At 32.8% G+C, this 21,673-nt stretch carries 19 protein-coding genes; 7 read left to right on the top strand and 12 right to left on the bottom strand.

The features are described from left to right. Window positions 1-148 precede the first annotated feature (148 nt). From AB3G33_RS09870 to AB3G33_RS09840, 7 genes are all read right to left on the bottom strand, one after another. Complete coding sequence (locus tag AB3G33_RS09870) at window positions 149-634, bottom strand: hypothetical protein (RefSeq protein ID WP_367768793.1); 486 nt, start codon at window positions 632-634, stop codon at window positions 149-151. 657 nt (window positions 635-1,291) lie between these two features. Next, window positions 1,292-2,068 carry a toll/interleukin-1 receptor domain-containing protein gene (locus AB3G33_RS09865; RefSeq protein ID WP_367768790.1) on the bottom strand — a complete coding sequence of 259 codons (777 nt, stop codon included), beginning with the start codon at window positions 2,066-2,068 and terminating at the stop codon, window positions 1,292-1,294. 146 nt (window positions 2,069-2,214) lie between these two features. Then, window positions 2,215-2,664 carry a hypothetical protein gene (locus AB3G33_RS09860; protein WP_367768788.1) on the bottom strand — a complete coding sequence of 150 codons (450 nt, stop codon included), beginning with the start codon at window positions 2,662-2,664 and terminating at the stop codon, window positions 2,215-2,217. 336 nt (window positions 2,665-3,000) lie between these two features. Beyond that, entirely contained in the window at window positions 3,001-3,912 is a 912-nt protein-coding gene (locus AB3G33_RS09855) for a helix-turn-helix domain-containing protein (protein ID WP_367768785.1), read from the bottom strand. 32 nt (window positions 3,913-3,944) lie between these two features. Next, the gene (locus tag AB3G33_RS09850) at window positions 3,945-4,682 is read right to left on the bottom strand and encodes an SDR family oxidoreductase (protein ID WP_367768782.1); all 738 of its coding nucleotides are present in this window, start codon (window positions 4,680-4,682) and stop codon (window positions 3,945-3,947) included. Between the two features lie 14 nt (window positions 4,683-4,696). Beyond that, window positions 4,697-5,599, bottom strand: a complete 903-nt coding sequence (locus tag AB3G33_RS09845) for an NAD(P)H-binding protein (protein WP_367768779.1) — start codon at window positions 5,597-5,599, stop codon at window positions 4,697-4,699. Between the two features lie 207 nt (window positions 5,600-5,806). Then, window positions 5,807-7,348, bottom strand: coding sequence for an IS1182 family transposase (locus tag AB3G33_RS09840; protein ID WP_367768776.1), 1,542 nt, complete (start codon window positions 7,346-7,348; stop codon window positions 5,807-5,809). A gap of 373 nt (window positions 7,349-7,721) precedes the next feature. On the opposite strand from AB3G33_RS09840, the gene AB3G33_RS09835 reads away from it, so the two are divergent. Further along, window positions 7,722-9,947 carry a DNA cytosine methyltransferase gene (locus AB3G33_RS09835; RefSeq protein WP_367768773.1) on the top strand — a complete coding sequence of 742 codons (2,226 nt, stop codon included), beginning with the start codon at window positions 7,722-7,724 and terminating at the stop codon, window positions 9,945-9,947. Here the strand turns inward: AB3G33_RS09835 and AB3G33_RS09830 are convergent. The 4 genes from AB3G33_RS09830 to AB3G33_RS09815 all read right to left on the bottom strand — a co-directional run bounded on the left by AB3G33_RS09830 (window position 9,941) and on the right by AB3G33_RS09815 (window position 13,607). Continuing rightward, window positions 9,941-10,885 (bottom strand): hypothetical protein, encoded by a 945-nt coding sequence (locus AB3G33_RS09830; RefSeq protein WP_367768771.1) that lies wholly within the window; start codon window positions 10,883-10,885, stop codon window positions 9,941-9,943. The genes AB3G33_RS09835 and AB3G33_RS09830 overlap by 7 nt on opposite strands. Before the next feature lie 249 nt (window positions 10,886-11,134). Further along, a complete protein-coding gene (locus tag AB3G33_RS09825; protein WP_367768769.1) occupies window positions 11,135-11,773 on the bottom strand; it encodes a hypothetical protein in 639 nt (212 codons plus the stop codon). Between the two features lie 185 nt (window positions 11,774-11,958). Beyond that, complete coding sequence (locus AB3G33_RS09820; protein WP_367768766.1) at window positions 11,959-12,516, bottom strand: hypothetical protein; 558 nt, start codon at window positions 12,514-12,516, stop codon at window positions 11,959-11,961. A gap of 2 nt (window positions 12,517-12,518) precedes the next feature. Beyond that, entirely contained in the window at window positions 12,519-13,607 is a 1,089-nt protein-coding gene (locus tag AB3G33_RS09815; RefSeq protein WP_367768763.1) for a DUF262 domain-containing protein, read from the bottom strand. A gap of 123 nt (window positions 13,608-13,730) precedes the next feature. On the opposite strand from AB3G33_RS09815, the gene AB3G33_RS09810 reads away from it, so the two are divergent. After that, window positions 13,731-13,988 (top strand): hypothetical protein, encoded by a 258-nt coding sequence (locus AB3G33_RS09810; protein WP_367768760.1) that lies wholly within the window; start codon window positions 13,731-13,733, stop codon window positions 13,986-13,988. Window positions 13,989-14,142: 154 nt separating this feature from the next. Here the strand turns inward: AB3G33_RS09810 and AB3G33_RS09805 are convergent, their stop codons facing one another. Further along, on the bottom strand, window positions 14,143-14,691 hold the full coding sequence (locus AB3G33_RS09805; protein WP_367768757.1) for a hypothetical protein: 549 nt from the start codon (window positions 14,689-14,691) through the stop codon (window positions 14,143-14,145). A gap of 411 nt (window positions 14,692-15,102) precedes the next feature. On the opposite strand from AB3G33_RS09805, the gene AB3G33_RS09800 reads away from it, so the two are divergent. The 5 genes from AB3G33_RS09800 (at window position 15,103) to AB3G33_RS09780 (ending at window position 21,541) form a co-directional block, all read left to right on the top strand. Next, window positions 15,103-15,585 (top strand): MarR family winged helix-turn-helix transcriptional regulator, encoded by a 483-nt coding sequence (locus AB3G33_RS09800; protein WP_367752244.1) that lies wholly within the window; start codon window positions 15,103-15,105, stop codon window positions 15,583-15,585. Between the two features lie 73 nt (window positions 15,586-15,658). Next, window positions 15,659-18,049: a 3-hydroxyacyl-CoA dehydrogenase NAD-binding domain-containing protein gene (locus tag AB3G33_RS09795; protein WP_367768754.1), complete on the top strand. Its 2,391-nt coding sequence runs from the start codon at window positions 15,659-15,661 to the stop codon at window positions 18,047-18,049. 90 nt (window positions 18,050-18,139) lie between these two features. Next, window positions 18,140-19,321 carry an acetyl-CoA C-acyltransferase gene (locus tag AB3G33_RS09790; RefSeq protein WP_367752240.1) on the top strand — a complete coding sequence of 394 codons (1,182 nt, stop codon included), beginning with the start codon at window positions 18,140-18,142 and terminating at the stop codon, window positions 19,319-19,321. 36 nt (window positions 19,322-19,357) lie between these two features. Beyond that, on the top strand, window positions 19,358-19,711 hold the full coding sequence (locus tag AB3G33_RS09785) for a four helix bundle protein (RefSeq protein WP_367768750.1): 354 nt from the start codon (window positions 19,358-19,360) through the stop codon (window positions 19,709-19,711). 39 nt (window positions 19,712-19,750) lie between these two features. Beyond that, window positions 19,751-21,541, top strand: a complete 1,791-nt coding sequence (locus AB3G33_RS09780; protein WP_367768747.1) for an acyl-CoA dehydrogenase family protein — start codon at window positions 19,751-19,753, stop codon at window positions 21,539-21,541. Window positions 21,542-21,673: the final 132 nt, after the last annotated feature.

Raw genomic sequence — 21,673 nt, 5'->3', positions numbered from 1 at the left:
TTAGTTTCAGTACAAGTCTCCTATAATGTTTGCAAGCCTTAAGCTATTTGTAAGGTTTTGAAAACGAGTTTTTATGACTAAACGAAAATACGATAAAAACGGTAATTCCACTAAATTCCAGCTATATCAAAACAGCTGTTAGTAGCCGTTATTTTATCATTTCGTATAGCCAATCTTCAGTCTCTTCGGCTATGTAATTCTTTTCCGCAGAAAAAAGTTCTTTAAGTGTCATTTTTTCTTGATTAGTACAGCCAGCACAAGTATTAACACTTTCGTTACTATTTTTATTCTTTTTTATTTGATTGATTTCTTTTTCGGTCAAATTGATTAATTTCTTTTTTGATAATTTTTCGCATATAGCTGTCGCCAAATATTTGTCAGCAATATTTATGGAGTTAAGCTCTTTTAAGATAATTGGATATTTTTTTTCTATTAGAATTTCTGAAAATTTTTTCACTGGCTCTGATTTTTTTCCAGAGTTGTAGCAAGCAAATCCAATAACAGTATTTTCGTCAATTATAATTTTTGGCGGCAATCTAATTATTTTATTTTCTGTTGGTGGTTCTTGGTTTGTTTCCTTTTTACAGCTAAAAGAAAGAAAAATTAAAAGATAAAATACAATTTTTTTAGTCATATTAATGTGGTTAAATTCTTCAGTTTTTTCTATAATGGCTACTAACGTTTTGCCTTTAGTTTGCGAACTTCGTAAACGAATTATTTTCTGTTAAAGATAAAAATTCTTGCGAAACGTGAACGTGAACTTACCACAAAACTCGCAATTGCGAGAAACGGCTGTTAGCAAACGTATTGTATTTTTTCGAGTTTACAAATTGCCATAAACTTTTCACTTCTCTTTTTTAAAGAAGTAATATAATTTGAAAGGAATAATTATTATACCAAAAGGAATAGCGAACATTATTACTGTAACAAAAGATAAACCTACATTAACAAAATGTTCACCGCCTAAATAGTAAAGCAATAGGGCATAGAAAATATAATTTTTGAAAACATTAAATAAAAAATTTACAATCTTTCGTTCTTTGCTTGGCTTGCCTTCTATAAAATAACTTACAAAAAGAATAACGATAGGAATGAGAATAGTATAAATGTAAGTTGTCATCACTGTTGTCATTTCTTTTACGAATGTTTGTTAATATGTTTGCTAACGTTATGCCACTTTGAGGTGGCTGGAAATTCGTAACCGCTCAATTTTCGGCTTAACGAAAACTTGATACGAAACGATAATTCCACTAAATTCCAGCTATATCAAAGCATCTATGTTAACTGTAGTTTATTTATTCAATATTCTCTTCGTTTGTCGAACTAAATTTACAAGAATATCATCTCTTTCATCTTCTGACATTCTCGAAATTGGTCTACTCGGCGGATTCATAGCTTGAAATTTGTTTAAGTCTTCAAATTCTTCAAACAAACATGGTTTTAATATCACAGATAAAATGACCGTACCGTCTTTTTCTGCTGAATGAAGTAATTTTGGTAACTCATGATTCATAACAAAATCCGAACCTAGAAAATCTGTGCTAATTAATAATATTGCAACTTTTGTTTGTTTCAAAGCATTTTCAATTTCTTCTTTCCATTTTTGACCAGGTAATATCTTTGAATCATCCCAATAGTCAATTTTGTTTAGAAAGGGTTTAAAATGTCTTTGTATCTCTGTCAAAAAAGAGTTGTCTGAATGACTATAACTAATAAAAACTTTTTCTTTAATCACTTCATTGTCGGCATCAAATTTTTGCCTTGCAATTGCTGGCAAAGTAGATAATTCCTGTTTTAAATAAAAAAGAAACTTTTCCGCATAGATTTCGTAACCACAAGTTTCACTTGCCAAACCACCATGTTTTTCATCTCTATGTTTCTTTAAGTCGTAAGTTAAACTATTTTCTATTTCCTCTAAAAATATTGCTTTGTAATCTTCCGTATAAAAATCATCAAGTCTTATTTTTAAATTATTAAAATCATTAATTACTTTGTAACTGTTAGAAGTGTTAAGTTTCCTTTCATAGAAATCTTCAGCTTCTTTCCTAATTATTTTCTCCTCGTTCATATTTTGGGCTTAAATTACAGTTAACGTTTTGCCTTTAGTTTGCGAACTTCGTGACCGATTATTTTCTGCTGAAGATAAAATTTCTTGCGAAACGATAATTCCACTAAACTCCAGCTATATCAAAGCAGCTGTTGTGCGTGCGGCTTTTATGCTAGTAACCAAAATCTCCAACCATTCCAATAATTCGCATAATTATCTTCAAAAGTAAGGAAATGACTTGTTTTTGGTATTCTATTTTTTACCGCATAAGCATTATATTCTGCTTCGTTTTTAAATTCGGTTAGTTGATTTGATTCCAAATTATAAACGAAGTAACTATTTTTATAATCGTAAAAATCACTGTCGTAATTTCCGCAGAGTATATTTCCGTCAATTTTAAATTCGGTAGTATAAATGTCATTACCATCTAGACTTTTTGCACCATCAAAATTCGCGTATTTTGTCCAATTAATATTTGAAATTTCTTTGTCATAACCGATGGGAATTCTTGCGCTATCACCAAGTTCGTGATTTCCCCAATAGGAAAATAAAAATATGAATAAGCTAATTGAAACCAAAAATCCAATTACAAACCAAGCTCTTTTTTTTCGATACAATATTCTCTCAATATAAATATTCGGCTTAAATTTCGAAATCAACTTTAAAAGACAAATTATAATTGTTGCGTATAAACATCCCAAAATCGAGATTTTTATAAGTTCAAATACTAAATGAAATAATACTTCCACTGTTTCTTAATTAATTTATTCTTCTACTACGATTTCCAAGCTGACGCACAACGTTTTTCAGCTTGGCGAAGTGGCGGAAATCGAAGCACAAAACTTCAACTTTTCACAACTGTTGAACTAAAGAACAACTGTTGAACCTTGCACTAAACCCGCCATTTTGCCAAACTGATGTTAGCGGTAGTGGCTTTGTTTGTCCGCTGTTTTTTAGTTAAAAGTTTGTCTAAATTCCAAAGGTGAAAGATTGGTTTTTGTCTTAAAAAGTTTACTAAAAGATTGTGGATGTTCAAAGCCTAATTCATAGGCAATTTCGCTGACAGACAAACTGGTGCTCGATAATTTTACTTTTGCAATTTCAATTAACTTATTATGAATGTGTTGTTGTGCGTTTTGTCCTGTCAATGAACGCAACATATCACTTAAATAACTTGGCGAAATGTTTAACTTGTCAGAAAGAAATTGAACTGTTGGTATTCCTTGATTCAATTTTTTTTCATTACTAAAATAATCGCTCAAAATATCTTCCATTTTTTGCAGCAAATCATTGTTTACTGCTTTGCGAGTGATGAATTGTCGTTTGTAATAACGATTGCTATAATTCAATAATAATTCTACTTGTGAAATAATTACATCTTGGCTAAAATCGTCTATTCTGCTTTGTAATTCATCATCAATAATTTTGAAAATTGAAAATATCGTTAGCTTTTCCTTATCAGATAGGTGTAAGGCTTCATTAGCTGAATAAGAGAAAAAACCAAACTGTGTGATTTTCTTTGCTAGTGGATAGGATAATAAAAAGTCAGGATGTATCAATAATTGATATCCTGTGCTTTCCGTTTTATGGACCTCAAAAATTTGATTAGGTGCTGTGTAAACCAACCCGCCTTCGCCAAAGTCATAATAATGTTGTCCATATCTTGCTTGGCCGCAAAGATTGGACTTATACGAAATTTTGTAAAAGTTGAGTATAAATGAATTGCCTAATTCTTCTGCCGGAATGTTGATATCTTTAATGTCTATAAAACTTATCAATGGGTGCAAAGGCTTTGGTAAGCCAAGCACCCGATGAAAGTCGGTTAACGATTCAAATATTCGTGAAGTAGTTTCTACTTTTCTCATATTGCAAATTTACTCAATTGTTATGTGAAATATTACCAAGGACATGCTCCTGTTTCTGGATTGTATTCCTCAGCAAAAAACTTTCCTGTTGGTCCGTTATCATCAATCATAGCATATTTGGATATACGAACAGACGCTTCTTTTACAGTGCCTGTGCCACGATGTCCATTAAAATCTGTTGCTACAAATCCTGGGCAAACTGCATTTACTTTAAAATTTGCATCTTTTAATTCATATGCCAAAGCAATGGTGTACATATTCATAGCTGCCTTTGAAGGTGCATATACTGCTGATTTATGATCATAATATTTCCAAGTTGGATCACTATGCAACGCTAATGAACAACCACTTGATGATACATTTACAATACGAGGATGGGTTGATTTTCGCAGTAAATCTATAAATGCCTGAGTGGTTCTCACTACGCCATACAAGTTCGTGTTGAATACATTTTGCAATTGTTCTATGTTAGTAGTTAATGCTCCTTGTGGCATACCGCCATTGATTCCTGCATTGTTTATTAATACATCCAACACATCGGTTTTTTTACCCATCTCCAATCTTGCTTCATTTACAGAAACAGAATCGTTGACATCAATTTCAATAAATTCTACATTAGTAAGCCCTTCACTTTTCAGTTTTTCGACGGCAATATTTCCTCTTTCAACACTACGACTACCTAAATAAACATAGTATCCGTTTTTTAGTAAAACTTTTGCTGTTTCAAAGCCAATACTTTTATTCGCACCTGTAATTAATACTTTTTTCATCTTCTTCTAAATTTTTATTGATTATAAACTACTGCGAATTCTTTGGCGAAATCAGTCAATTTTACCTTACCTAAGTTTGGCTTGTTTTTATAGAAATCTTCGTACAAACTGCCATTTTCTTGTGCGGCTTGCATTTCTATAAAACCTTTGGCCACCCACTCATTCATACCCGATGCCAACACACCGTTCAGTAATTGGTCAGCATCAACTATCTGCCATTTTATATCTTGGTTACCTATTGCTTCGCCTAAAATGGATGCCACTTCGTTTGGGGAAACTTCATCACTTGCGATGTAGCGATAAGTTCTGCCCTCAAAAGGTTTTTCCATTTCTTCTACAATAGCATCTGCAATATCTACTGTTGAAACCCAGGGTTCTTTTGTTTCGCCACCATAACTCTGAATAATAGCATTATCGATTTTCATACTTGGCATAAATCTGAAAATGTTAGGGTAAAATGCAACAGGTCGCATAAATTTAATTGACACATTAGAAGATAATTCATTCATTATTTTTTCTACTCCGTGATAAATGGAAAGGCTACCAATACTTTTGTTTGTATGAGCGCCAATACTACTTAAATGCACCACTTTTTTCACACCCGATTGCTCTACCGCTTGTTTGTATATGCTGGCTATTTTAAGAAATTCTGTAGGGAAATCAATTTCTTTATCGAAGACGTTACCTATGGCATCCCAAGCAACCATCAGATAAACTGCATCGGCATTTTTAAATGTTGTGGTCAAAAAATCAACATCTTGCATACTACCGATTGCAGCTTCTGCTCCAAGTGATTCAATCTCTGCCTTTCTCTCGGTTTTACTGCTGATTACAGTTACCGAATGTCCGTTTTTTACTAAATTTTTTGTGAGTGGTTTCCCAATACGACCCAATGAGCCTGTTAATACAATTTTCATATTTCTTTATTTACATTTTGAAATACAAAGGTCGCATTGTTGAATTTTCTGAATGTAGGCTAATTGAGGATTTATGTAGTCGAAATGAGAATACATTTAAAATGTCAAGGGTGGTCTGGGTTTCACACCATTACCGCTAACGTCAGTTCGTCTAATAACCTGCAAACAACGTTGTTTTGTATTAATTATAAAGTAAATATAGACGATTTAGATTACAATTAGCTTCTTTTTGTAAAAAAGGAATTGGATTGGTAATACTATAAAAGAACCGTAAAAAGCTTTAAAAAGTGGCTTTATTACAACAAAAAATAAAGCCACAGTTTTTAGGTACTGTTTTAATTCATTTTGGTCAATTAAGTTGAATATTCTCTTGAGGTTGTAGGCTGTGAAGATGAGTCCTACATCAGCGGAGGCATGTTTAATGGTTTTCTTGGTCATAATATAATAGAAATCCCATTGGCGTTTGATTACTCCGTAAGGATGTTCCACAATGGCTTGTCGTCTGCGGTAGATTTGGTAATTATTCTCGATTCTCACTTTGTTTTCATAAATCAAATCGGCATATTGGGAGCGTTCTATGAGTCTCCCTTTTTTGTTTTTGGTGCATTTAGTAAAAAGGTTACAACTCAGGCAAGCATTGGTTTTGTAATGCTTCATTTTAGTGATTGATTTTCCGTTTGTCTTATTGTACCAATTTCCGTTTGAGCTCAGAATTTCATTTGCTGGACAAATATAAGTGTCGGTTTCTTTGTTGTATTTAAAGTGTTCTACATCAAAAGCCAGATCAGGCGCATGTGCCGACACTCCTGGAATGGCCACCAAGACATCAACTCCAAGTCTGTTTGCATAATCAAATTCGCTTCCAGTGTGATAGCCTTTGTCGTAAATAGCAGTAAAATCGTTGTGTCCTAAAATAGTCTTGCTACGGCGTAACATGCCTCCCATAGCTTTAGAATCGTTTTCATTGGTCACCTTAAAATCAATCGGAATGTTGTGCAACGCATCTACTGTGGTTTGTACGGTATATGCGACTTCAGAGATGTTGTTACGAGTCATAATCTGACGACTATCAGGATCCGAAGTCGAGATTTGAGTTACGCCAGTGGTATCAATAGTCTTTTGATATTCGATATATTTTTGTTTTTGAACAGTATGTTTTTTAACCTTCTTTGCAATGGTTTCTTTCTCTCCTTCATCGCCATCTTCTTTGGCTAGAGCCGCATTGTACTCTTCCAATCGGGCATCGATGTAAGCGATATGACGTTCTATTTTACCTGGATTGAAGTTGTTTTTCTTGGAGTTTTGGGCCCTGAGTTTGGTGCTGTCTCCCGCCACAAGACTTCCGCCAATGAGTTCAAAATGGGCTGCCAGTTTAACCGTTGCGCGAAAAACGCGAGCAATGGCTTTTGGATTGTCTTTTCTGAAATTGGCAATAGTATTATGATCTGGAGCTAATCCTTTCATGAGCCACATCAGTTCAATGTTACGACCGGATTCTTTCTCTAGAGTTCTGGAGGAACGCATGCGATTGAGGTAACCGTAGATAAAGAGTTTTAATAAATCTGAAGGATGATAGGCGGGTCTTCCGTTTTCGACAAATTGGAAATCAAATCCAAAATCGGCTAACTTAAGACTATCGACAAAAAGATCGATTAGCCTGACTTGATTGTCTTGTGCAATGGCATCATCGATGGATGAGGCAAAAAGCGGGAGTTGGTTTCTATTGGTCCCAGTGATGAATTTACTCATAAGCTATCTTTTTTAGCGGTATAAAAACATACTTAAAGATAGATAAAACCAATGAGTTATCAAAATATTTTGAAGGATTTTTAATACAAATATTAAAATAAGGGAGTAGGGGTTTTTTAGACAGTTTGACGTTTTGCCGCTTGGCGAGGTTGCGAACTTCGTAACCGATTATTTTCTGTTAAAGATATAATTTCTTGCGAAACGTGAACGTGAATTTACCACAAAATTCGCAATCTTGCCAAACGGCTGTTACAAGCTGCCCTTATTTCCATTTTGTATATAAATCTTTCTTCTCAAAATTTATTTTCATTTTTTCATTGTCAATTAAAAATTTGTCCGTAGTTTTGTCCGTATCCGTAAAAACGTCCGTAATATGATAAATGTAAAATTCTACCTAGACAAAGCTGATAAAAGCAAAAGATTTCCAATTCATCTTGTTTTACGTCAAAAAGATTTTCAAATCAAAGTTGCTACTGGAGAGAAGATACTGAAAAAAGATTGGGATAATACAAATCAACTTGTAAAGGATTCTGATTATTCTCACAAATCAATTAATAAGTTCTTAAATTTCTTAAAACAAGAAGTTGAGAAATATTTTGAAACAGAGCCACATTCTAATTTTACGGATAAAAAAATTAAAGAGAAAATAGCCTCTTTAGTAAGTAGTAGAAGAGAGAATACAGATATTAATATAGTTTCTGAACCGCCAACTGAATATCAAACAAAATCAAAAGTAACTTTTGTTGATTTATTTGCTGGTGCTGGTGGTTTTAGTGAAGGATTTCTACAAGCAGAATATGGAGATAAGTATTATGATTTTAGGTTAGCAAGTGACATTAATGAAAACTGTGAACTTACACATTTGGCTAGATATAATTATCAACTCGGACTTGATGCTGAATTCCTTCGCCAAGATATTACTGAACCTGATTTTTTAGATAATTTTCTCAAAAAAATAGGAGATAAAGAAATTGATATTGTTTGTGGTGGACCACCTTGTCAAAGTTTTAGTTTAGCAGGGAAAAGAAAGAAATTTGATAAGAAAGATGATTTATTTGCTCATTATTTAAAAGTAATTAGACAATTACGACCTAAATATTTTGTAATGGAAAATGTCAAAGGAATTTTAACAAAAGAACAAGGCAAAATTAAAGAAATGATTTTACAAGAAATCAGGTCAATTGTTGATTTAAAAGAATTTAATCAACTTATATTTTTTGTTTCTCAACTGAAAAAAAGCGAAATAAAAGATTTATTTATTTTAGAATGTTATAATTTACGTTTACAATTTGAGAAGTCAACAGATAAAGAGTTAGATAATTTAAAGAATACATATATTCATAATTTAGAAAATAAGTTTCGTCTTTTAACTCCAAAAATAGTTAACTATAAAACAAGCAAAACCGATAAAAATATTAGTACAATTCGTCACGGGTTTAATCTCTTGAAAAGAGTTAAAGAACTTGAATATATTAGAAAAAAAGTGATTAATGAAAAAGCATTTTCTAATTTGGATAATGATTTTTTTGCTGATAATTTTGATGATTTTCTAACTTCAATTGAACCTGAAAATATTATTGAAAAAATTCATATTTCCTTCAATAATTTAAAACCTAATGATATTTATATAGAAGAAGTAAATCAAATTATTACTGCACTCGAAATATTTGATTATTCTTTTGACGAATGTGTTAAAGGATTGAACTCATTTGTTGTTAAAGCTAACAGAGAAAGAGAATTTGAAACTATTTTGTCTAAAATAAGGTTATATAACATTGAGAAACCATTTGTGGCATTAGCGTCAAATTATGGAGTTCCTCAAAATCGCGAAAGAGTTTTGTTTATTGGTTGTAGAAAAGATCAAAAGTTGATTAATGATGTTCCTTCAACAGTAAATCACAATGATAAAGTAAATGTTTTTGAAGCGATTTATGATTTAGATTTTATCGGAAATAATGATGAAAGATTTGATTATGAAAAAATCAATTTGAAAGCACAATATAATGGTTCTACTGAAAAAATGAAATCATTAATTAAAAAGAGAAATATTGACGGGAAGCCAAATGAAAATGATGGATTAAGTTATTCAGAATGGTCAAAAAAGGGTCGATTAAATGGAAGATTTGTTAATGCGAAAAATCCTTTTTATGTAAAGAATTTTGAAGAACTTGAAAATGCTTTAACGCACCTTGTTGCTCCTTTACAGAATCATAAAACTAGTAAGCAAAATGAAGATGTAATTAAAAGATTAAATGTTATTCTGAAATCTGGTAATTATGAATCTGCAAAATCTAATTTGAAAGAAATTGGTTTAGAATCGGATAAGAGAAGTTACACAGTTTTAAAACCTGAAGGACAAAGTTCAACAATTATGACGATTGCTGACGATTATATTCATTATTCAAATCCAAGAGCATTAACTGTTCGTGAAATGGCAAGACTTCAGTCGTTTGACGATTCATTTGTTTTTCAAGGAAAACGCTCAACAGGCGGAAATAAACGTAAATTTGAAGTTCCTCAATTTACATTAGTAGGGAATGCAGTTCCTCCACTAATGGCAAGAGCTGTCGCATTAGAGATTTTAAAGAATATTCAATAAAGCCCAAAATAAGACAATGGATTGTTTGCTGTCAACTCAGGAATTGCTGTTCGTATGTCAGTTCTCAATCCAGTTCTTGAGCCAGAATTGAAATTATTGGTAAAAATTTCTTTTAATGATTTGGCAACATTTTGTACACTTGGATTGCCCCAATAGTTCCCTCCAGATAAATTAGTAACTCGCTTAACTGCTACTCCATCAGGTTTGTAAATAGTATTTGCGTTTGATGGAACTGTTACAAACGAATAACTAAAACTTTGTGCATTTTGAATATTATAACCATTTCTACCTATTGTTATATTTCTGCCACGAAAACCGCCAGCAGAATAAATCATATCCCATAACATTGGTATTTGAGCGTTGTCATTCCAGTTTGTTTTGCATTGAATAATTCCGATTTCAAATTGATTGAAATCTCTTTCTGCTAAATGATTTGTTAGTTCAAGATTAAATTTGTTTTTTAAAATTGGCAAAATTTGATTTCCGCTACTATTTAAAATATTTAATTGATTTATATCAGTATTATACTCGGGTAAATCAGGAAAGACAATAATTGTTATATCAGATTCGGTATTACAAGCAAAATTACCATAATTCACCGTTATTGCATCTTGTATTGCTTTAGGAACAATACTCATTTTTTTTATAGCGACAACTCTGCTTCCTGCTGTACAAAGATTAATATACCAACAAACTAAAGATTCCCAAGCAGTTCCGCTTGCTGATAATTCCCCTTGACCTCTTCCGCCACCTCCAGTTGACTTGAATATATCTGAAAGATTGTCACCTAGATTTAAAATTTCATTTTCAGAATAGTTATTTCCTAAGAGTCTTATAATTTCTGGTTGCCAAATTTTCCAACAATTTTTATAAGTAGGTGTACTAAAAACATTTTCAATTGCTAATTTTCTTAGTTGTTCTGGGACAGTATTGTACATTTTTGTTAAATCTTATATTTTGGTAAATATCGTAAAATTTAGTTTACATATTCGACTTATGATAAAAATTAAATTTTAGCAATAATTTTCTTATATGCAGTTCTCTTAGGGTTGCTTGTAACGTGTCGCTGCTTTGAGATGGCTGGAAGTTCGTAATCGCTCAATTTTCGGCTTAACGAAAATGTGATGCGTAACGATAATTCCACTAAATTCCAGCTAGCTCAAAACAGCTGTTGGGCGTTCGGTTTTTTATTTATTAACTTTTTCATCTAAAATAGAATTTCTTTTTGTCACTATTCCTAACTTTTTATGATATGTAAAACCTGAACTTTCTAAGTTTGCACTTTGTTCAGCAATTTCCGCATATTCTTTTGCTATTTTGTTATTTCCGTTTTCCTTATTGATTATTGACAAAATTGAATAGACGGTATATTTTTCATTATTGAAAGTTAATCCATTTTCTGAATTAATTTTGTTCATTAAAATTTCTTCTACGTATTTATATTCCGCTTCAATATTATTTTCGATTACAATTTCTGAAAACTTAATTGTTGCTTGGGTTATTACGTTGGGATAAATTTTCTCAAATTCTATTGCTTTTTTAAAATTTTCAAGTGCTTTTATAGGAGAGTTTCTTAATAAATATATTTCGCCGAGTTTTCCTAAACAACTACTTCTATTAAAATTATCTTCTGGAAATTCATATAAGTATTTATTGAGTAAGCTTTCCGCAACGTCTATCAGATTTTCTTTTTTAGTTTCTATTAATTCGATTGCTTGAATTTTCAAATATTGCGCTCTACCATCTTTTCTCGCTCGATTCAGTTTAGCGTAAAATTCAATTTCGTCATTTTCTGTCCAAGTTTTTCTACGATACCAATCTGACATATTTGTAATTATTTTAGATTTTCTGTGCGTTTCGCCAAACTGACGCCCAACGTTTCGCGGCTTTGCGAGGTTGCGAACTTCGTAACCGATTATTTTCTGTTAAAGATAAAATTTCTTGCGAAACGAAAACGTGAATTAACCACAAAATTCGCAATCTTGCAAAACCGCTGTTGTAGGTAGTGCTTTTATACTGGTCGTGCGATTAAATAATTTGTTGAATTCAATATAATTTCATTGTACGTTGTTAGATTTGATTTTCCTGTTGTTCTTCTAATTTTTCTCAAAAATTCAAAAGGTTCAATAAAATCACGATTTCCTAATAAACTTTGAACATACTTTTTTCTAGATGATAAACTTTCATGAGCAATATAATTTCTCAAAATCTTCATATTATTGAATTCGTTGAAATAGTTTACGTCTCTTGTAATTATTTCAAAAGGATTTTCCACAAAAATATGTTCTGAAAGTTCAATTATATTTTCATAATAATTTATATATGCTTTATTTTTAGTTCCTATTACACCGTTTAAATGATTGTCATCTATAAATGGTAATTTTCTTTCTGGACAAAAATCAAATGAACTATTTTGACCTGTGCAATAATAGATAAATAAATCTGATGTAAATTTTTCGAATTTTATATATATTTTAAAAAAAGCCATCTCTAATAATTTTGGATTGTCAGATGTTGCTAATATTTCATTCCAATATTCAATTTCATCAATTACTAATGAATTATCCATAATTATTCACACATTACGTTACACAAAATTTTTATTCTTTCGGTTCTTTCTGCAACGCTTGTTGTTCGTGTTTTGTGATATTTTTCAAAGTTTAAATATTTACTAATATCATTTTCATCTAAAAATTCTTTTTCCGAAAGAGTGTGTAGTAATTGAGCTTCAAAATTCATAAGTTTTGAAACAAGTATATTGATATTGTTATGAATATTTTGATTTGAAAAATCATCACAAACTATAATATCTTCATGTTGAATTTGAGAAATTTGAAAGTTTAAAGCACAAAAAAGAGTAAATAAGTAATTCTTTCTATGATATATTTTAGTTTCAAATAATGGATTTACAAAGATTTCATTTAAAACATAAAATATAACATTAAGTCTTTCTTCTATTTCATCTACTCGCTCAAATACTTTGTCATATTGTTTATAGTTTTTATCAAATTTAGATGCAGTATCATTAACAATTCCTTCCAAAAGATGAGTGATTAAAGAATTGAAAAAATCTACATCAATCATTCTTGAAAATTCCTTATCCTTAAAAGTATTATTGTTTATTAGAAAACTTTTAAATTCTGAAGATTTACGATAAACAAAAACTTTAAATTCTCCTGTAAATTGAGCGTTTCTTAATTCTTGTTTATTTAATGCCATATTATTTGTATTAAGCCTTGCGAACATTTCATAAATTTTCGCATCATCTTTAAGCTTAATAATTTCCACTCCAATGTTATAATGTAAAATCTTTTCTTTTACTTCATCTGATAATTCATTATAAAATTTCTTTCCAAATTCAGCATTATGTGAAGGTAAAATAGAAAATCTATTTTCAGTAAATTCAATTATGCTTCTAATTCTTTGTTGACCATCAATTATTTCTCTTGTAGTTTTTCTTGTATTTGTATCAATACTTTGTCTTAAAAATATTTGAGGAATTGGAAAACCTCTTATTATTGTATCAATTAAATAGGATTTAGCATTATTCCCCCAAACAGCATTTCTTTGATATTTTGGAGATAGTATTAATTCGTCATTGTCATACCAATTTAGGAAATCGTTTATGCTGTATGCTTTAGTGTCTTTTATATCTGTCATTTTTGTTTTTTTTTATTTACGTAATTCTGCGATAGCATTACCTACAACGTCCTGCGTCTTTGAGCAGGTGGAAAAACTTGCCAAATGTGTAAATTAATAACTAATATTTAAAAATAAGAAACAATGACTAAATTAAACACAAATGACCACTTGCTAAAAAACGCTGTTATCGATAGTTTTTCTTGGTCAACAGAAGAATATCATCACGATAACGAAATTACAATGAATGATTATTTAGACAATCATTTATTACATGGTGCTAAAATAATGTTTCAAGATGGTTCTTATGCCGAAATAATTATAGATGGACAAAGATATGCTTTGGATGCAAAAGGAGATGGAGATAGCTTTAATCATATCGTTACACTAAACGCTATTTAAAATTATCGATAACGTTTCGCGGCTTCATGAAGTGGCGATGAACCAAGACCAAGCCTTCACAAATATAGAAAAAACTTTTAATTAATAACCTTTCCAATTTCTGATAAATCCCGTGCCTCGCCATTTCTTGAAACCGCTGTTGTGCGACGTTTTTTTATTTAGTTCGTTTTTCAATTTCATTTATCAATAACTCACAAACTTCTGACATTTCTGAATTATTTATTCCATTTAAAATATTAATGTTTTTCTCTTGATATTGAAAATTTATTTTTCCCATATTTATCCAAAATGGAAAGGCTCGTTGCATTTCTTTAATTAATTCTCTTTTAGTGTCTATAAAGCTGTCTGATTTAAACTTCTTTTCTTTCGTAGTTATGTTTTTTATTTTTTGGATTTCGTATTTTTTACGAATTGTTATAATTCCATTTGTACGTATGTATTCAATTAAATCATTTTCAATTGATAATATTTCTTTTCCTTTATACAACCAAAGTGCATAATTTGCAAATATTGGCGTACATATTAGTAATCCATATAATTCTTGTGGAAAATTAAAATTAAGAGTTATTATTATTTTTAGTATTACGAAAATAAATAAAGGAACCATAATTATAGAAGTAATACCAAATAAAAAAAGATGCATCCAATATTTAGTTACCGGCACAATTATTTCGATATTTTTTTCAGTTTTTAATATTTCCACAGTCAATTTTCTTTAAGTATTTTTTCATCGATTTCTTCATCGTTTTGCAAAATGTCGCACAACTTGTATATATAATCAAATATATACATCTTTTCTTCCACTTATATAAGTATTGTAATTTTTTTCTTCCATTTTACAATCGTATTTTCTTTAATCACGAGTTGCATGAGGGATGGAAGTGGCATCCTTTTATGTAGTCCCGAGGGATCGGGACTACATAAAAGATACAACGGACAGCCCGACCCGTAGTTTTTACGAAGGGACATGCCCAAAAAATACGTTAAAAAATCAATCAATTAGCTCTTATTCAGTAGTGTTTTTTTATATTTAGTACTTTTTAACAAAAAATAATTGAATTTATTATGCATGCATAGTATTTTTTTATTATATTTGAAATCGATATAGTTCCTTATGAAAGACAAAACAATAGATTACATCCTTCGCGCTACTTGGCAAGCTGTAGCAAGAATGTATAACGAAGAAGCATCTAAATACGATGCGAGCATGGCAACCGGTTTTGCCTTGTTGAGTATCGATAAAGAAGGCGGCACTCCATCGACGGCTTTGGGACCAAAAATGGGTATGGAAGCCACTAGCTTGACCCGAACCTTAAAGTCTATGGAAGAAAAAGGATTGATTATTCGGAAGAAGAATCCTGATGACGGCCGTGGTGTTTTGATTTACCTGACTGAATTTGGAAAAGAGAAAAGAGCTTTGTCTAAAAGTACGGTTTTGAAATTCAACGAGGCGGTGAAACTGAACATCTCAGAAGAAAAACTCCAACATTTCATTGAAGTGGCTGAAACCATCAATGAATTAATTCAAGATAAAAATATATTTAATAACTCAAGTGTCAGTGAAATGACGCAACAATCGGAAAACACAGAAAATTAAATCGTTAGGAGGTACTATCGTAAAATAATACCGCTGAACGATCTTCTTTTCCTATAAAAAAAATAAAAAAAGTATGAAACGCACAATTAAAAAAGTCGCAGTAATTGGATCCGGAATCATGGGTTCGGGGATTGCTTGTCATTTTGCCAACATTGGTGTCGAAGTGTTACTACTCGATATTGTTCCTAGAGAACTTACCGAACTGGAAACTAAAAAAGGGCTAACCTTAGAGAGCAAAATTGTAAGAAACCGATTGGTGAATGAGCATTTAATGAATGCTTTGAAATCGAAGCCCTCTCCTATTTACAGTCAGAAATTTGCTAGCCGAATCACCACTGGAAATACGACGGATGACATGGCTAAAATTGCTGATGTAGACTGGATTATTGAAGTGGTTGTGGAAAGACTGGATATTAAAAAATTAGTTTTTGAGCAAGTGGAGAAATACCGCAAGCCGGGAACTTTAATTACGTCTAATACCTCAGGAATTCCTATTCACTTTATGAGTGAAGGACGAAGTGAAGATTTCCAAAAACACTTTTGTGGAACTCACTTTTTTAACCCTGCGCGTTACTTAAAATTATTTGAAATTATTCCTGGACCACAAACTTCAACTGAAGTGTTGGACTTCCTTACAACATACGGAGAAAAATTCTTAGGTAAAACTTCGGTTGTGGCTAAGGATACTCCTGCGTTTATAGGAAACCGTATTGGTATTTACGGAATCCAAAGTTTGTTCCACTTGGTAAAAGAAATGGGATTGACGATTGAAGAAGTCGATAAATTGACTGGACCGGTTATTGGTCGTCCAAAGTCGGCTACTTTTAGAACCGTAGACGTAGTAGGACTAGATACTTTAGTACATGTTGCTAATGGAATCTATGACAACTGCCCTACTGACGAACAACATGAGTTGTTTAAATTGCCGGATTTCGTCAATAAAATGATGGAAAACAAATGGCTAGGTAGCAAAACGGGACAAGGTTTCTATAAAAAAGAAGGAAAGGACATTCTGACTTTGGATTTGGATACTATGGAATACCGCGCTGCTAAGAAAGCGTCATTTGCTACTTTAGAATTGACTAAATCAATTGATAAACCCATCAATCGTTTTAAAGTTCTGGTAAAAGGAAAAGACAAAGCTGGTGAATTTTACCGCAAGAGTTTTGCAGGTATGTTTGCATATGTATCGAACAGAATTCCTGAAATCTCAGACGAATTATATAAAATTGACGATGCCATGAAAGCCGGTTTTGGCTGGGAAAATGGACCATTTGAAATTTGGGATGCCATTGGTGTTGAAAAAGGAATCGAAATCATGAAAGCCGAAGGTCTTGAGCCTGCTGCTTGGGTTAATGAAATGCTAGCTTCAGGAAGCAAAAGCTTCTACTCTATTAAAGAAGGGGCTACGTTTTTCTACAATATCCCGACAAACGCGCAAGTAAAAGTTCCAGGACAAGATGCGTTTATCATTCTGAACAACATTCGCGAAAGCAAAAAAGTATGGGCGAATAGCGGTGCGATCATCCAAGACTTAGGAGATGGAATCTTGAACTTAGAGTTCCAATCTAAAATGAATACGATAGGTGGTGATGTTTTACAAGCCATCAATAAAGCAATTGACTTATCAGAAAAAGAATACCAAGGATTAGTGATTGGGAATCAAGCAGCGAATTTCTCTGTTGGTGCCAATATCGGAATGATTTTCATGATGGCCGTGGAGCAAGAATACGATGAGTTGAATATGGCGATCAAAATGTTCCAAGACACGATGATGCGCGTGCGTTACTCTGGAATTCCAGTAGTGGTTGCACCTCACGGAATGACTTTTGGTGGGGGTTGCGAGATGAGTTTGCACGCGGATAAAGTGGTTGCCGCAGCAGAAACCTATATGGGATTAGTAGAATTTGGTGTTGGGGTGATTCCTGGCGGTGGAGGTTCTAAAGAACTAGCCTTAAGAGCATCTGATTTATTCCATAAAAATGACGTGGAGCTGAATGTATTGCAAGAGTATTTCTTGACTATTGCTATGGCAAAAGTATCTACTTCCGGTTACGAAGCTTTTGACACTGGATTACTACAACACGGTAAAGATATTATCGTAGTGAACAAAGACCGTCAAATTGCTGAAGCAAAGAAACATGCTTTACTAATGGCTGAAGCTGGTTACACGCAACCAATACGCAGAACGGATGTGAAAGTATTAGGAAAACAAGCTTTAGGAATGTTCTTAGTAGGAACGGACCAAATGGAAGCGGGTAAATACATATCTGAACACGATAAGAAAATTGCTAACAAACTGGCTTATGTAATGGCTGGTGGTGACTTATCGGAACCAACATTGGTAAGCGAACAATACTTATTAGATCTAGAACGTGAAGCTTTCTTGTCCTTATGTACCGAAAGAAAAACACTAGAAAGAATTCAATTTATGCTAACCAAAGGGAAACCGCTACGTAATTAAGAAAATAGAAGCAAGATGAAAGAGGCAAGATTTTAATCTTTTGTTCTTTTCTCTTGTCTCTTTCTTCTAAAAATCTCTAAAAAAAAGAAAATGAAAACAGCCTATATAGTAAAAGCATACAGAACTGCAGTTGGTAAAGCACCAAAAGGAGTTTTTAGATTTAAAAGACCTGATGAATTAGCCGCGGAAACCATCGAATTTATGATGAACGAACTGCCTGATTTTGATAAAACTCGTATTGATGATGTGATGGTAGGAAACGCCATGCCTGAAGCAGAACAAGGTCTAAACGTAGCTCGTTTAATCTCCTTAATGGGATTAAAAATTGAGGATGTTCCTGGTGTAACTGTAAACCGTTACTGTGCCTCTGGAATTGAAACCATTGGAATGGCGACTGCTAAAATCCAGTCAGGAATGGCGCACTGTATTATTGCAGGTGGTGCAGAGAGCATGAGTTTTATTCCGATGGGAGGATACAAACCTACTCCGGATTATGCTGTTGCAAAAGCAGGAAACGAGGACTACTACTGGGGTATGGGTTTAACTGCAGAAGCAGTAGCACAACAGTTTAAAGTGTCTAGAGAAGATCAAGATGAGTTTGCATTCAACTCTCATATGAAAGCTTTGAAAGCACAAGCAGAAGGAAAATTTGACAAACAAATCGTTCCTATCACTATCGAACAAACGTTCCTTAATGAAAACGGTAAAAAAGAAACGAAGTCATACGTTGTAAATAAAGACGAAGGACCTAGAGCAGGAACTTCTAAGGAAGCTTTAGCAGGTTTAAGACCTGTTTTTGAAGCTGGTGGAAGTGTAACAGCGGGTAACTCTTCACAAATGAGTGATGGTGCTGCCTTTGTACTTGTTATGAGCGAAGAAATGGTAAAAGAATTGAACTTAGAGCCTATCGCAAGATTAGTAAACTTTGCTTCCGCAGGTGTGGAACCAAGAATAATGGGCATCGGACCAGTAAAAGCAATTCCAAAAGCATTGAAACAAGCGGGATTATCATTGAATGATATCGGTTTGATTGAATTAAACGAAGCATTTGCTTCTCAGTCGATCGCTGTAATTCGTGAATTAGGATTAAATCCCGATATCGTAAACGTAAATGGAGGAGCGATTGCATTAGGTCACCCACTGGGATGTACTGGTGCAAAATTGTCTGTACAATTATTTGACGAAATGAAACGCAGAGGTGACAAATACGGAATCGTAACGATGTGTGTGGGAACTGGACAAGGGACTGCAGGGGTTTATGAGTTGCTTTAATTTATTTTAAATGATGAATTTTAAATTTTGAATGGGATGAAAGAGAACATAATTGCTACAAAAACTTTTGATTTTGCATTAACTATAGTTCAACTTTTTATCGAATTAAAAAAAGAAAATGAATTCATTATTTCAAAACAAATTCTAAGATCCGCCACTAGTATTGGAGCAAACGTTGAAGAAGCAATAGCTGCCCAATCAAGAAAAGATTTTATTCATAAAATGGCTATCGCCTCAAAAGAAGCGAGAGAAACCAAATATTGGTTGCGCCTATTAGACAAATCAAATCTTACATCAATTTCAATGAAAAATTATTTAATTGAAATTGAACACATAATAAATATAATAACAAAAATTATAAAAACTTCTCAGGAAGACAATACAAAATAATTTAAAAATTTATAATTCAAAATTTAAAATAATAAAGTCATGAGCGACGTAACCAGAGGAGGTCAATTCCTAGTAAAAGAAACAAAATGCGAAGATATCTTTACACCAGAAGATTTTTCGGAAGAGCAATTAATGATGCGTGACTCTGTAAAAGAGTTTGTAGACAAAGAATTATGGGCACACAAAGATCGCTTTGAGAAAAAAGACTACGCGTATACACAAGAGTGTATGAAAAAAGCGGGAGACTTAGGGCTTCTAGGTGTTGCTGTTCCTGAAGCGTATGGCGGATTAGGAATGGGATTTGTATCTACAATGCTTGTTTGTGATTACATCTCTGGAGCTACGGGATCTTTCTCTACAGCTTTTGGAGCACATACAGGGATTGGAACGATGCCAATTACACTTTATGGAACAGAGGAACAAAAACAAAAATACGTTCCTAAATTGGCTTCTGGTGAGTGGTTTGGAGCGTATTGTTTGACAGAGCCAGGTGCTGGATCAGATGCAAATTCAGGAAAAACAAAAGCAGTTTTATCGGAAGACGGAACACATTATAAAATCACTGGAGGAAAAATGTGGATTTCTAATGCCGGTTTCTGTAGTTTATTTATTGTTTTTGCTCGTATTGGAGATGACAAAAACATTACTGGTTTCATTGTAGAAAATGATCCAAATAATGGAATCACAATGGGTGAAGAAGAACATAAATTAGGAATTCGTGCTTCTTCAACTCGCCAAGTTTTCTTTAGTGAAACTAAAGTTCCCGTAGAAAACATGCTTTCGGAAAGAGGAAATGGCTTTAAAATAGCCATGAATGCGTTGAATGTAGGGCGTATCAAATTGGCAGCAGCTTGTCTAGACGCTCAAAGAAGAGTAATCTCCGGTTCCGTAAAATATGCTAATGAAAGAATACAGTTCAACACTCCTATTTCGAAGTTTGGTGCTATTCGTTCCAAATTAGCTGAAATGGCAACAAGCTGTTATGCAGGAGAAAGTGCTTCATACAGAGCAGCAAAAGACATTGAAAACAGAATTATTGCACGTGAAGCAGAAGGTGCTACGCATCAAGATGCCGAATTAAAAGGAGTGGAAGAATATGCTATTGAGTGTTCGATTCTAAAAGTGGCGGTTTCTGAAGACGTTCAAAATTGTGCTGATGAAGGAATTCAAATTTTTGGTGGAATGGGATTCTCTGAAGACACTCCGATGGAAAGTGCTTGGAGAGATGCTAGAATTGCTCGTATCTATGAAGGTACGAATGAAATCAACAGAATGCTATCAGTAGGAATGTTGATTAAAAAAGCAATGAAAGGTCATGTTGATTTACTAGGACCAGCTATGAAAGTAGCGGAAGAATTAGTTGGTATTCCTTCTTTTGAAACTCCTGATTATTCTGAATTATTTGCAGAAGAAAAAGAAATGGTCGTTAAATTGAAAAAAGCATTCCTAATGGTTGCTGGAAGTGCCGTTCAAAAATTTGGTCCAGATTTAGACGCACACCAACAATTATTGATGGCAGCATCAGATATGTTGATTGAAATCTACATGGCGGAAAGTACGATTCTTAGAACGGAAAAATTAGCCAAAAAAGAAGGAGAAGATAAAGTACAAGAGCAAATTGCCATGGCTAAATTATATTTGTACCAAGCAGTAGATGTAGTTACTCAAAAGGGAAAAGAAAGCGTAATTTCTTTTGTTGAAGGAGACGAACAAAGAATGATGCTTATGGGATTAAGACGTTTTACTAAATATACAAATATGCCAAATATTGTAGGTTTAAGAGAAACAATTACAACCAAATTAGTTGCAGAAAATGAATATTGCTTTTAAGCAAAGAAGATAGTTTTTAGTTGAATTTATTTGTCAAAAAACCGCAATTGTAGTAAAAACACATTGCGGTTTTTTTTTATTTTAGATACTACTTATTTAAGTAACTTTATATAATAATTAAAATCTAAAAAA

It is taken from the genome of Flavobacterium sp. WC2421 (genome assembly GCF_040822115.1).
Classification (GTDB): Bacteria; Bacteroidota; Bacteroidia; order Flavobacteriales; family Flavobacteriaceae; genus Flavobacterium.
The sequence above is the reverse complement of the archived record's forward strand: the minus strand, read 5'-3'. Positions and strand labels throughout refer to the sequence as shown.